12 protein-coding genes are annotated in these 13000 nt (G+C 73.5%); 7 read left to right on the plus strand and 5 right to left on the minus strand.

The genetic code is table 11. The features are described from left to right. Positions 1-247: 247 nt before the first annotated feature. The 5 genes from LPA54_RS03025 to LPA54_RS03045 all read left to right on the plus strand — a co-directional run bounded on the left by LPA54_RS03025 (position 248) and on the right by LPA54_RS03045 (position 6261). Complete coding sequence (locus tag LPA54_RS03025; RefSeq protein ID WP_228973490.1) at positions 248-871, plus strand: isochorismatase family protein; 624 nt, start codon at positions 248-250, stop codon at positions 869-871. Next, positions 868-2934 (plus strand): anthranilate synthase family protein, encoded by a 2067-nt coding sequence (locus tag LPA54_RS03030; protein ID WP_308112791.1) that lies wholly within the window; start codon positions 868-870, stop codon positions 2932-2934. The genes LPA54_RS03025 and LPA54_RS03030 overlap by 4 nt, the downstream gene beginning before the upstream one ends. After that, on the plus strand, positions 2934-3803 hold the full coding sequence (locus tag LPA54_RS03035) for a PhzF family phenazine biosynthesis protein (protein WP_228973491.1): 870 nt from the start codon (positions 2934-2936) through the stop codon (positions 3801-3803). The genes LPA54_RS03030 and LPA54_RS03035 overlap by 1 nt, the downstream gene beginning before the upstream one ends. A 50-nt stretch (positions 3804-3853) precedes the next feature. After that, positions 3854-4489, plus strand: a complete 636-nt coding sequence (gene phzG / locus LPA54_RS03040; RefSeq protein ID WP_228973492.1) for a phenazine biosynthesis FMN-dependent oxidase PhzG — start codon at positions 3854-3856, stop codon at positions 4487-4489. Between the two features lie 143 nt (positions 4490-4632). Then, positions 4633-6261: an NAD(P)/FAD-dependent oxidoreductase gene (locus LPA54_RS03045; RefSeq protein WP_228973493.1), complete on the plus strand. Its 1629-nt coding sequence runs from the start codon at positions 4633-4635 to the stop codon at positions 6259-6261. Positions 6262-6328: 67 nt separating this feature from the next. On the opposite strand, the gene LPA54_RS03050 is transcribed toward LPA54_RS03045, so the two are convergent. The 4 genes from LPA54_RS03050 to LPA54_RS03065 form a co-directional block, all read right to left on the minus strand. After that, positions 6329-7117 (minus strand): ABC transporter permease, encoded by a 789-nt coding sequence (locus LPA54_RS03050; RefSeq protein ID WP_228973494.1) that lies wholly within the window; start codon positions 7115-7117, stop codon positions 6329-6331. Further along, positions 7114-8160 (minus strand): ATP-binding cassette domain-containing protein, encoded by a 1047-nt coding sequence (locus tag LPA54_RS03055; RefSeq protein ID WP_228973495.1) that lies wholly within the window; start codon positions 8158-8160, stop codon positions 7114-7116. The genes LPA54_RS03050 and LPA54_RS03055 overlap by 4 nt, the downstream gene beginning before the upstream one ends. Positions 8161-8400: 240 nt before the next feature. Further along, complete coding sequence (locus LPA54_RS03060; RefSeq protein WP_228973496.1) at positions 8401-9243, minus strand: DUF4097 family beta strand repeat-containing protein; 843 nt, start codon at positions 9241-9243, stop codon at positions 8401-8403. Between the two features lie 80 nt (positions 9244-9323). Continuing rightward, on the minus strand, positions 9324-9839 hold the full coding sequence (locus tag LPA54_RS03065; RefSeq protein ID WP_228973497.1) for a toxin-antitoxin system HicB family antitoxin: 516 nt from the start codon (positions 9837-9839) through the stop codon (positions 9324-9326). A 281-nt stretch (positions 9840-10120) separates the two neighbouring features. On the opposite strand from LPA54_RS03065, the gene LPA54_RS03070 reads away from it, so the two are divergent. Next, positions 10121-11080, plus strand: a complete 960-nt coding sequence (locus LPA54_RS03070) for a DUF4232 domain-containing protein (protein WP_228973498.1) — start codon at positions 10121-10123, stop codon at positions 11078-11080. 5 nt (positions 11081-11085) lie between these two features. On the opposite strand, the gene LPA54_RS03075 is transcribed toward LPA54_RS03070, so the two are convergent. Next, a complete protein-coding gene (locus LPA54_RS03075; RefSeq protein ID WP_228973499.1) occupies positions 11086-12159 on the minus strand; it encodes an AraC family transcriptional regulator in 1074 nt (357 codons plus the stop codon). 248 nt (positions 12160-12407) lie between these two features. Between LPA54_RS03075 and LPA54_RS03080 the strand changes: the two genes are divergently transcribed. Beyond that, complete coding sequence (locus tag LPA54_RS03080) at positions 12408-12812, plus strand: hypothetical protein (RefSeq protein ID WP_228973500.1); 405 nt, start codon at positions 12408-12410, stop codon at positions 12810-12812. Positions 12813-13000: the final 188 nt, after the last annotated feature.

The following is a 13000-nucleotide window of genomic DNA, read 5'->3' on the forward strand; positions in this document are numbered from 1 at the left end:
CCGGCGGGCCGCAGCCGACCCGACGACCGGGGGGCACGGCCCGGTGTGACGCGTCGGGCGACCCGCCCCGGACCGGCGCGACCGGCCCTCGTCCCCGCGCGGCCCGCGCGGCCCGCTCCCCGCGCGGCCCGCTCCCCGTCCCCGCTCGCCCCGGCCCCGGCCACCCCGGACCCGCCCGCCCAGCCAAGCGACCCCTCGCGCCCCGACCAGGCGACCCCTCCGCGCGATCCGACCAGGAGAGAAGACCATGCCCGGTATCCCGGCCATCGAGCCCTACCCCCTGCCCACGGCGGGCGACCTCCCGGCCAACACCGCCCGTTGGACCCTCGACCCCGACCGCGCCGTCGTCCTCGTCCACGACATGCAGCGCTACTTCCTCGCGCCCCTGCCGGCCACCCTGCGCGCCGAGGTCGTGGCGAACGCCGCCCAGGTCCGCGAACGCGCCGCCGCCCTCGGCGTCCCCGTCGCCTACACCGCCCAGCGCGGCGACATGAGCGACGAGGTGCGCGGCCTGCTCAAGGACTTCTGGGGGCCCGGCATGCGCGGCACCCCCGAGGACCGCCAGGTCGTCGACGCGCTCGCGCCCGCGCCCGGCGACTGGATGCTCGACAAGCTCCGCTACAGCGCCTTCTTCCGCTCCGGCCTGCTGGAGCGCATGCGCGCGGAGGGCCGCGACCAGCTCGTCCTGTGCGGTGTGTACGCGCACGTCGGCGTTCTCATGACGGCCGTCGACGCCTTCACCCGCGACATCCGCGCCTTCCTCGTCGGGGACGCCGTCGCCGACTTCGACGCCGCCCACCACCGCATGGCGCTCGACTACGCCGCCGGCCGGTGCGCGGTCGTCCTGTCCTCGAAGGAGGTGTTCGCGTGACCGGCCCGCACGCCGCGCCGCCACCGCGACCGACCACCGCCGAACTGCTCGACGCCGTCCTCGGCGAGAAGCCCCCCGCCTTCGCCCTGCTGCACCGGCCGGAGGCGAACGGCCCCGGGACGCTGGACGTCCTCGTCGGCGACGTGGCCCCCGTCGCCGACCTGGCCCGCATCCCGCTCCCCGACACCGACCTCGGCCCCGACACCGCCGAAGGCGCCCCCGGCCCCGGCGGCACGGGGGCACACGCCGGGCCGCGCCACGACGTGCTCGTCCTCGTCCCGTACCGGCAGATCCGCGAGCGCGGCTTCGACTGCGTCGACGACGGCGCGCCGCTGCTCGCGATGACGGTCCGCGACCAGCGGACGTCACCGGTCGCCGAGGTCCTCGACCGGATCCCGGACGGGCCCGTGACGGTCTCCGGCGGCCACTTCGACGTGGCCGACGACGACTACGCCGAGACCGTCCGCCGGGTCGTCAAGGAGGAGATCGGCGAGGGCGAGGGCGCCAACTTCGTCATCAAGCGGTCCTTCGTCACCGACATCGACGACTACACACCCCGCAGCGCCCTGGCGTTCTTCCGGCGGCTCCTGGAGGTGGAGTCCAACGCGTACTGGACGTTCGTCGTCCACACCGGCACGCGGACCTTCGTCGGCGCCACCCCGGAACGCCACCTCACCCTGTCCGGCGGCGTGGCCACGATGAACCCCATCAGCGGCACCTACCGCTACCCGCCGTCCGGGCCGACCCTGCCCGGGGTGCTGGACTTCCTCGCCGACCGCAAGGAGTCCGACGAGCTCTACATGGTCCTCGACGAGGAGCTCAAGATGATGTCACGCATCTGCGAGCCGGGGGTCCGCGTGGTCGGGCCGCGGCTCAAGGAGATGGCGCGCCTCGCCCACACCGAGTACGTCATCGAGGGCGCCTGCGACGGCGACGTGCGCGACGCGCTCCGCGAGACGATGTTCGCGCCGACCGTCACGGGCAGCCCCCTGGAGAGCGCCTGCCGGGTCATCGGGCGGCACGAGCCGGGCGGACGCGGCTACTACAGCGGGGTCCTCGCCCTCGTGGGCCGCGACGCGGCGGGCCGGCGGACGCTCGACTCGGCGATCCTCATCCGCACCGCCGACATCGACGCTGCGGGCCGGGCCCGCATCGGTGTCGGCGCCACCCTGGTACGCCACTCGGACCCGCTCTCGGAGGTCGCCGAGACCCGCGCCAAGGTGTCCGGGCTCCTCTCGGCGCTGTCCAGCGCCGGCCGGGTCCCGCTCGACGGCCACCCGGAGGTGCGGGGCGCGCTGGAGCGGCGCAACGCGACCATCGCCGCGTTCTGGCTCGGCACGGAGCCGGCCGCTGGCACGGCCCCGGGGGAGGACACCGCGCCCGCCACGGCCTCCGGCGTCACCGCACCCGCCACGGCCTCCGGCGGTACCGCACCCGCCACGGCGACGGCTTCCACCCTCACCGCCGTACACCGTCCGGCCCGCCTCGTCGGCCGCAAGACGCTCGTCGTCGACGCCGAGGACACCTTCACCTCGATGCTCGACCACCAACTGCGCACCCTGGGAACGGCGGTGACGGTGTGCCGCTGGGACGATGTCCCGCCGCTCGACGGGTACGACCTCGTCGTCCTCGGCCCCGGACCGGGCGACCCGCGCGCCGCCGACCACCCCAAGATCGCCGCCCTGGACGCCGCGGCCGGCGCGCTGCTCGCGGCACGGCGCCCGTTCCTGGCGGTCTGCCTCAGCCACCAGGTCCTCGCCACCCGCCTGGGCTTCCCGATCCGCCGCCGCGACACGCCCAACCAGGGCCTCCAGAAGCGGATCGACCTGTTCGGCACGGCCGAACGCGTGGGGTTCTACAACACCTTCGCCGCCCGCGCCGACACGGACGTCCGGCAGGTCGACGGCGTCGGCGCCGTACGGATCAGCCGCGACCCGGAGACCGGCGAGGTCCACGCGCTGCGCGGACCGCGCTTCTCCTCCCTCCAGTTCCACGCCGAGTCGGTACTCACCCAGAACGGGCCGCGCATCCTCGGCTCCCTCATCGAAAGGGCGATGTCGTGATGCCCGCTGCCGCCGCCGGCACCCTCGGCGCGACCCACCGCTACGTGGTGATCGACGCGTTCACCGACACCCCCCTGCGGGGCAACCCCGTCGCCGTCTTCTTCGACGCCGACGACCTCCCCGCCGCGCGGATGCAGAGCATCGCCCAGGAGATGAACCTCTCCGAGGTGACGTTCGTCCTCGCGCCGAAACGGGGCGGCGACGCCCACATCCGCATCTTCACCCCCGTCAACGAGCTGCCGTTCGCCGGCCACCCCCTCCTCGGCACGGCCGTCGCGCTCGGCGAGACGCATCCGGGGGACCGGCTGCGGTTGGAGACGGCCATGGGCGTCATCGCCTTCGAGTTGGAGCGGCCCGCCGGGGGAGCGCTGACGGCGCGGATGGAGCAGCCGATCCCCACCTGGCGGGAGTTCGACCGCACCGACGAGCTGCTGGCCGCCCTCGGCGTGCCCGCACCGGAGCTGCCCGTCGAGATCTACACCAACGGCCCGCGGCACGTCTTCGTCGGGCTGGAGAGCGTCGAGGCGCTGTCGCGGGTCGACCCCGACCACCGGGCGCTGGCCGCGTTCCCGGACATGGCGACCAACTGCTTCGCCGGCTCGGGGACGACCTGGCGCACCCGGATGTTCTCCCCGGCCTACGGCGTCACCGAGGACGCCGCGACCGGTTCGGCGGCGGGCCCGCTCGCCGTCCACCTCGCCCGCCACGGCCGCGCCGGGTACGGCCGCTGGATCGACGTCCACCAGGGCGTCGAGATGGGCCGGCACGCGCTGATGCGCGCCTTCGCGGAGGGCGCGGGCGACCGCGTGACCTCGGTGCGCGTCGCCGGGGCCGGCGTGCCCTTCGCACGCGGCACGATCCACGTCTGACCGGCCACCCGACCGACCGTCCGACCGACCGCCGTCGCCCTGGGGGAGAAGTGAGCAGCCAGTTCGAGAGCCTGACCGGAGCGGTCGACGACCCGTTCCCGGAGTACGACGCGCCGCCCGGCGAACCGATGGGGCTGGTGCGGGCCTGGGTGTCCGGCGCCGTCGAGGCGGGGGTGCGCGAGCCGCTCGCCCTGGCGCTCGCCACGGCGGACGCCCGGGGCCGCCCCTCCAACCGGACCGTCGCCGTCCTGGACGTGTCCACCGAGGGCCTGCTCTTCACCAGCCACAGCACCAGCCGCAAGGGCCGCGAGATCGCCGAGACGGGGTGGGCGTCGGGGCTCTTCTACTGGCGCGAGACGGGCCGGCAGTTGACCGTCTCCGGGCCGGTGGCGGTGCTGGACGGCGAGGAGGCGGACCGGCTGTGGGCGGCGCGGGCCGTGCCGCTGCACGCGATGACGACGGCGTCCCGGCAGAGCGACCCGCTCACCGACGTGGACGGCCTGCGCCGGGAGGCCGACCGGCTGGCCGAGGGCGGCGTGCCGCTGCCGCGGCCCGAGCGGTTCGTCGGGTACCGGCTGCGGCCGGACGCGGTCGAGTTCTGGTGCGCCGCCGCCGACCGGCTGCACCGGCGGCTGCGCTACGACACCACCCCGGCGGGCTGGCGGGCCGTACGGCTCCAGCCGTGACCACCCCCGCCCCGCGACCGACCGCCCGGCGACCGACCGACCCGCGACCCACCGGCGAGCCGACCCGCGAACTGACCCGCGAACGACCGGCCGACGGGCGACGCACGCCCGCACCGGCCTGACACACACATGGAGGCTGACGCATGACCGACACCACCGGGACGGACTTCGACGCGATCGTCGTGGGGGCCGGATTCGCGGGCATCTACATGACCCACAAGCTGCGTGACGGACTGGGTCTGCGGGTCCGCACGTTCGAGAAGGGCAGCGGCGTCGGAGGCACCTGGCACTGGAACCGCTACCCGGGGGCGATGGCGGACGTCGAGGCGTTCGTCTACCGCTACTCCTTCGACAAGGAGATGCTCCAGGAGTGGGACTGGAAGACCCGCTACATCCCCCAGGCGGAGATCCTCGCCTACCTGGAGGCCGTGGTGGAGCGCCACGACCTCGCCCGGGACATCCGGCTGGAGACCGGCGTCACGTCCGCCGTCTACGACGAGGACCGCGACATGTGGACCGTCACCACGACGGACGGCGCCAGCCACACCGCCCGCTACCTGGTCACCGCGCTGGGCCCCCTGTCGAAGACGAACCTCCCCGACATACCCGGCCGCGACACCTTCCGGGGCGCCATGGTGCACACCGGGGCGTGGCCGGAGGACCTGAGCGTCGACGGCAAGCGGGTCGGCGTCGTCGGCACGGGCTCGACCGGCACCCAGTTCGTCTGCGCCGCGGCGAAGACCGCCGGGCACCTGACGGTCTTCCAGCGCACCCCGCAGTACGTCGTCCCCTCCGGCAACGGCCCGGTGACCGAGGAGTACGTGGCCGGCGTCAAGGCCGACTACGACCGGATCTGGGAGCAGGTCCGCCAGTCCCGGGTGGGCTGCGGCTTCGAGGAGAGCCAGACGCCCGCCATGAGCGTCTCGGAGGAGGAGCGCCGCCGCGTGTTCGAGGAGGGCTGGCGCGTCGGCAACGGGTTCCGCTTCATGTTCGGCACCTTCGGTGACATCGCGGTCGACCCGGCCGCGAACGAGGCGGCGGCCGCGTTCATCCGGTCGAAGATCCAGGAGATCGTGAAGGACCCGGAGACCGCCCGGAAGCTGACGCCGACCGACTTCTACGCCCGTCGGCCCATCTGCAACGAGGGGTACTACGAGACCTTCAACCGGGAGAACGTCACCCTGGTCAGCGTCCGCGAGAACCCGATCAGGGAGATCACCGCGAACGGCGTGGTCACCGAGGACGGCGTCGAGCACGAGCTGGACGTCCTCGTCTTCGCGACGGGCTTCGAGGCGATGGACGGCGGCTACCAGGTCATCGACATCCGCGGCCGCGGCGGCGTGCCGATCCGCGACCACTGGGCGGAGGGCCCCAGCAGCTACCTGGGGGTCGCGGTCTCCGGCTTCCCGAACATGTTCATGGTGTACGGCCCCAACAGCGCCTTCAGCAACCTGCCGCCCGGCATCGAGACCCACGTCGAGTGGATCGCGGAGCTGATCGGGCTCGTCGAGAGCGGCGACGCCACCGCCATCGAGGCGACCGCGGCGGCCGAGGCGGGCTGGACGGCCACCTGCGAGGAGACGGCCGCCTACTCCCTCTTCTCCCGGGTCGACTCGTGGATCTTCGGGACGAACATCCCCGGCAAGAAGCGGTCGGTGATGTTCTACTTCGGCGGCCTGGCGGAGTACCGCCGGCGCCTGCGAGAGATCGCCGCCGCCGACTACGACGGCTTCACCCTCCACACCCCCCGCGCCCTCCCGATCCCGGCCTGACCCGCGACGCCACCGCCCGCCCCCACTGCCCCGAGGCGGGGGAGGGGGCGGGCGGTGGGCGCGCGCACTACTTCGGGTCGCGGGCGAAGAGGGACCTGGACCAGGCGTAGCCGAGCGCGGCCAGGCCCAGGGACCAGGCGACGGCCAGCCAGCCGTTGTGGCCGATCCCGCTGCCGAGCAGCAGCCCGCGCAGGGTCTCGATGGCCGGGGTGAAGGGCTGGTACTGGGCGATCGGCTGGAACCAGCCGGGCATCGAGTCGACCGGGACGAAGGCGCTGGAGATGAACGGCAGGAAGATCAGCGGCATGGCGTTGTTGCCGGCCGCCTCGGCGTTGGGGCTGGCCAGGCCCATCCCGACCGCGATCCAGGTGAGCGCCAGGGCGAACAGCGTGAGCAGCCCGAACGCCGCCGCCCACTCCAGCGCGGTGGCGTTCGTGGCCCGGAAGCCGATGGCCACCGCGACGGCCCCGACGAGGAGCACGCTCAGGACGCACTGCAGCACGCTGCCGACGACGTGCCCGACGAGCACCGACCCGCGGTGGACGGCCATCGTGCGGAAGCGGGCGATGATGCCCTCGTTCATGTCGGTGGCGACGGACACCGCGCTGCCGATCGTGGTGCCGCCGATGGTCAGCAGCAGGATGCCCGGCACGAGGTACGCGACGTACCGGGAGCGGTCCACCCCGCCGCCCATGCCGGCGCTCATCACGTCGCCGAAGACGTAGACGAAGAGCAGCAGCATGACGACCGGCGTGAGCAGCAGGTTCAGCGTCAGCGACGGGTAGCGGCGGGCGTGCAGCAGGTTGCGCCGCAGCATGGTGGAGGAGTCGCGCACGGCGAGGGTGAGGGAGCTCATCGCAGGTCCTTGCGGGGCTGGTGGGGGACGGTGGAGCCGGTCAGGGCGAAGAACACGTCGTCGAGGTCGGGGGTGTGCACGGTCAGCTCGTCCGCCTCGACGCCGGTGGCGTCCAGCCAGTCGAGGAGGGAGCGCAGTTCGCGCTGGCTGCCGTCGCTGGGGATGTGCAGCGCGAGTGCCTCGTCGTCGGCGGCGGCGCCCGGGACCGGGCCGAGGGCCGCCCCGGAGGTCGCCCCGCGCAGCGCGCCGGCGGCGTGCCGGTACGCGGACGGGTCGGAGAAGCGGAGCTTTACGTGCCGGCCCGGGACGAGCCGCTTCAGCTCCTCGGCGCTGCCCTCGGCGGCGATCCTGCCGCCGTTCAGTACCGCGATGCGGTCGGCGAGCTGGTCGGCCTCCTCCAGGTACTGCGTGGTGAGGAAGACGGTGACGCCGTCGGAGACGAGTTCGCGGATGATCTGCCACATGTTGTGGCGGCTGCGCGGGTCGAGGCCGGTGGTCGGCTCGTCGAGGAAGATGACCCGCGGGCCGCCGACGAGGGTCATGGCGATGTCGAGCCGGCGCTTCATGCCACCGGAGTAGCTCTGGGCGGGCTTCCGGGCGGCGTCGACGAGGTCGAACCGCTCCAGCAGCTCGGCGGAGATCCGGCGTCCCTCGCGCTTGGGCAGGTGGTGCAGGTCCGCCATGAGGAGCATGTTCTCCTCACCGGTGATCAGCCCGTCGACGGCGGAGAACTGCCCGGTGACGCCGATGGCGGCACGGACCCCGTCCGGTGAGGTGGCGACGTCGTGTCCGGCGACCTCGGCCCGCCCGCCGTCGGCGGTGACGAGCGTGGAGAGGATCTTCACGGCGGTGGTCTTGCCGGCGCCGTTCGGCCCGAGCAGCGCGAACACGGACCCGGCGGGCACGTGCAGGTCGATGCCGTCGAGGACGGTCCTTTCGCCGTACGCCTTGCGCAGGCCGACGGCGTGGACCGCGGCGGGGGCGGCGGACGGCGACGGGCGACCGGCGCCGGTTGTTGAGGTGGGCATGACAGAAGAAGGCATGGGCCCTCCCGTTCGGAGGTCGAGGTGTTCTCGGCGGTCGGGGCGTTCTCGGGTGCGGAGGCGTTCCCGGGTGTCCGGGTGTGACCGGTGACCGGTGACCGGTGACCGGTGACCGGGCGGCCGGGGCGGCCGGGGCGGCCGGGGCGGCCGGGGTGTCGTACGGAGGAGCCGGTCCGCCGGGGTGTCGTACGGCGGAGCCGGTCCGCCGGGGTGTCGTACGGCGGAGCCGGTCCGCCGGGGTCAGGGCCTGGCGCGGCGGACGTCGATGTTGCCGTACCGCGTACGGGCGCGGATCGTGACGGTGTCCTCGCCCTCCTGCGGGGCCCCGGACGAGGCGAGCGTGTTGCGGACCTGCCCGGAGGTCGAGCTGACGTCGAGCCAGGCGGCGCTGCCCTCGCGGACGCCGACCTCGATGGCGCCGTAGGAGGTCTCCAACCGGGCGGTGCCGCGCGCCACCTCCCCCACGCGCAGGGTGCCGTGGGCGGTGGTGGCGGTGACGGAGTCCTCGGCGCGGCCGATCTCGATGTCGCCGTTCGCGCCGCTCACCCGCAGTTCGCCGGTCGCGGCGCCGACGGTGGTGGTGCCGTGCGAGTTCTTCAGGACGGCGGGGCCGCCGACGAACCCGACGCGCATGCTGCCGGAGCTCGTGGTGATCTCGGCCGCGCCCTCCACCCGGTCGACGGCGATGGACCCGTGCGACGCGGTCAGCCGCAGCGGCCCGGTCGTGTCGAGGCGGACGTCACCGGACGAGGTCTTCACGTGGACCTCGCCGAGCCGCCCCTCGCCCAGCATCTGGGTCCAGGCGCCGGACATGTCGACGTGCGAGCCGGTGGGCAGTCCGACCGCCACGTCGACGACGCCGGTGCGGCCGAGGGGGTTGGACTTGGGCGTCCTGACGGTCAGTACGCCGTTCGCGTACGAGACTTCCGTCCGGTCGGCCACCCGCACGTCCGGCTCGCGCTTCGGGTCGCGGGGCCGGACCTCGACGACGGTGTCGAGCCGGTCGCCCGCGGTGAACGTGAGGGAACCGGCCTCCACGTGCGCCGTGGCCTTGATCGCTTCAGGGGTGTCGAAAGAAGGCATGACTGTCCCGTCCTCCTGGGTCTGCGGAACATCCGCGCTGGTGGGGCGCGTGTGAGTGAAGTGGTGCGGGCTGGGTGCGGTCAGCGCACCCAGCCCGTGAAGCTCTGTCCGTGGCTCCGGGCCCGCTGCGCCGTGCGCGGCCCGGCACCCCCGTCGACCGCGGCCGACACGGCGCGCACCAGCCACGCGTTGAGGGACAGCCCCTCGCGTGTCGCGGCCTCCTCGGCGCGCGCCTTGAGGGGCGCGGGCAGCCGCAGGTTGACGCGTGCGGTACCGCCCTCCTCGCCGTCGGCGGGGGTGGGCGTGTCGGCTTCGAGCGGCGGGGCCGGCTCCGCGGGGACACCGCCGTCGGTGGGCGGCGGCGTCACCACGAAGTCGGGGTCGAGCCCGCGCAGCCGCACGTCGACCGAGCCGGGCGCCAGCTCGCGGGTGATCTCGTCCATCGCGGCGGAGAGCACGTTGAGCAGCGTCAGCCGGGCCGCCGACTCCAGGGGGGCGGTAAGCCGCTCCGCCAGCTCGCGCGCTTCGCCCCCGCCGGCTTCGGCGGCCACCGCGAGTTCCCGGCGGAGGGTGTCGACATACGGGGTGAGGTCCATAGCGCCATCATGGCACCATATTGGCACCACGTGCAAGGCGGGTGGGCCAGCCGATCGAAGGGTGCGACGTGTGTACGCTGCTGACCTGGGTAAACGCACTGACGTCACGCTCGAAATCGGTGGCACCACAGACGCCAGGGCGCTCGCCGCGCCGCAGAGTGGCGCCGCGAAGTGCCACAGTGGCGCCATCGAAGGCGCAGCCGTCCGCCTGTGACGCCCCTGTGACGTGAACTGTGGCCCCCGTCACCCACCTCCGGTCGACGCCCTGATGGGATGACCGGATGAGCAGACCATCTCCCCTCCGCCGGGTCCTCGCGCCGACCGCGCCCCTCCCCGTCGTGTCACTCGCCACCGCCGCCCTGCTGCTCACCGCCTGCGGGACGGAGCGCACGGACGCGGGGCGCCCCGGCGCGAGTACGGCCGTGCCGCCGTCGTCGATGAGGGTCGACGACCCGGGCAAGGACGGCGTACGCGTCACCTCGCTGACCCTCGCACCTCCCTCCCCGTCCCCCTCGCCGAGCGCCGACTTCACCGTCTCCGCCGAAAGCCTCGACTCGGGCGTCTCCGCCACCTTCGAGGTGACCAACGACGGCACCGAGGCCCTCACCTACTCGATCGTCTTCACCTTCATGAGCGGCGACGGCGGCGCCATGGCCAATCCGACCGCGACCGTGCGCGACGTCGCACCCGGGAAGACCGCGTCAGCCACGGTCCGGGTCGGCGCGCTGCCCCCCACCACGCCGAGGATCACCCAGGTCAAGGTGGCGAAGGTGACCAAGGTGCCCGCGGCCGAGGCGCCGGCCGAGGCGGGCTCGTGCCCCTCCTCCGGCATCCGCGTCAGCGTCGACCAGGGCGACGCGGCGATGGGGCTGCGCGTCGTGGGCCTGCACCTCGACAACTGCGGCACGCGCCCCTACACCGTCGAGGGCTACCCGCTGCTGGAACTCCTGGGCGAGGACCGCGAACCCGTCGACGGCGTCACGATCCTCGACGGCAGCGGCGAGATCACCACCGGAGCCGGCCCCGACGAACGGCCCCGCCCCGTCACGCTCGCCCCCGGCGAGTCGGCGACCGCCGGCCTGGTCTGGCGCAACACCGTCGAGTCCGGCACACCGGTGGACGTCCCCTACGTCCGGGTCCGGGCGAAGGCGGGCGCCGACCCCGTGACGGTGACCCCGAACCTCGACCTCGGCACCACCGGGAAGCTCGGCGTCCGACCGTGGAAGAAGACGCAGCGCTGAGGCTGTCAGCCCATGGAACCGGGCCGGGAGAAGCGGCCACTCTCCGGAGACCGGCCGGCGCGGCGCAGGGTCGCGGGTGTGGTGCCGTACCAGCGGTGGACGGCGCGGCGCAGGGCGCGGGCGTCGGCGTAGCCGGTTCTGGCGGCTATCGCGTCGACGGTGAGGTCGGTGTCGTGGAGCATCCGTGTGATGTCGGCTCGGCGCAGGGCCTCGACCTCGTTCCTCCATGTGGTCCCGTGTGCGTCGAGGCGGCGCTGGAGGGTTCTGGTGCTGACGCCCATGCGCCGGGAGACGGTGGCCGGCTTGGGCGTTCCCTCGTGGTGGACGGAGGCGAGGGCGGCGCGGAAGAGGTCCAGCCAGTCGTGCAGGGGAACCGCGGTGGCCAGGCTCTGTTCGGCGTGCCTTCGCAGCACGCCCGACAGGCCGGGTTGGGCGTGGGGTGTCGGGGCCTTCAGGTCGGTGGCGAGGAAGGTGATCGAGCTGGTCGGTGCCTCGAAGTCGACGGCGCGGGTGCCGTACAGCTCGGTCAGGGCGCCGTGCCGGCGGGGAGCGCCGGCGGCCAGGGTGACGCGGAGGGGCACGAGACCGCGTCGTGCGGCCTCGCTGAGACGCCGCTGGTACAGGCCGAGTGCGTAGGCGCTGACGGCGCAGGCCGCCTCGTGGGTCAGATCGGCCTGGTTGACGTGGCTGACGGTGACGTGCTCGCCGTCCTCCGCGACTTCGAGGGTGTCCGTGCCGGTGTCGGCGACGGTGGCGAAGTAGGTGGAGGCGTCTCGGATCCCTTCCAGCGGGGTGGCCGCGGAGGTGATCAGGTAGTCCCAGACCCCGAGCGTGCCGATCCTCGACTGCTGTGCCAGCACCAAGGACAGCTCCGGCCACGGGGTGCGGACGGTGGTCAGTTCCGCGATGCGGTTGGCCGTGGCCGCGGGAATCCGGCACAGATCGTCGTTGAGGTGCTCGGAGGCCAGGCCCAGCAGGTGCGCGTATCCGGCCGGGGGCGTGTCGAGCAGACGTGCCGCCTTGACACTCAGACGGGTGAGGGCGGAGGACATCGTGCCCTGGTGCGCGGGTGGTACCACGGGGACGGAGCATAGCTTCCCGCGCTGTGGCGCCCGAGGTCCCCTCTGTGGCGCATGGTGTCCCGCTCGACGGACTGCCGGGCTTGTAGCGTCGACGACTGTCCGCATCCGACGCTTCCTCAGCCGGGCACGCCTCTCACGTGCTCCTCGGCTCGGGTGCGCATGTCCGTGGCGCCACGGGGGGCGCCACGGGATGGCCGTCGGGTGCACGGCCTGCCTGCAGTCTCGACAACGGGAGAAACGTTCAAGTGAATCTGTTCCACAAGCGCTCGGCGAAGGCCCTCGGCGTCGGTCTCGCCGCGGTCGCCCTGATGGTCGGCACGGCGACGAGTGCGGCGGCGGGGACGACCGTGCACGCCTACACCACCGACGACAACCCCGGTGGCCACGCGTGGCTGCGCCATGACGGCGAGCGGTTCTACGTCCAGGACGACGACGCGGACGGCTACCGTGCCTCGGGGTACCTGCGTTTCAACGGGACCACCCACCGCCTCGACGACGCCAACGGCGCCTCCACCGGTTCCAGCGCCGGGTGGGTGAGCAAGGACTTCGAGATCGCGGAGGACACCAAGTACGAGATCAGGGTCTGCCTGCGCGACGGCGCCGATGGTGCGGCGAAGTTCTGCAGCGCCTGGAAGGCCGGCTTGGCCTGAGGCCGTTCGCGGTTCCCGACGCCCGACGCCCGACGCCCGACGCCCGGAATCCGGAATCCGGAATCCGGGATCCGACTGGGGTGGCGTGGTGGCAGGACGGTGAAGTCCGCGGCCATCGTGCCGCAGCCCACCGAGGACCGACATCGGCGTGACGGCCCGCCGGGTCGGCCTCTGGTCACCCCGCCTGA

It is taken from the genome of Streptomyces sp. DH12, assembly GCF_020873895.1.
GTDB lineage: Bacteria > Actinomycetota > Actinomycetes > Streptomycetales > Streptomycetaceae > Streptomyces.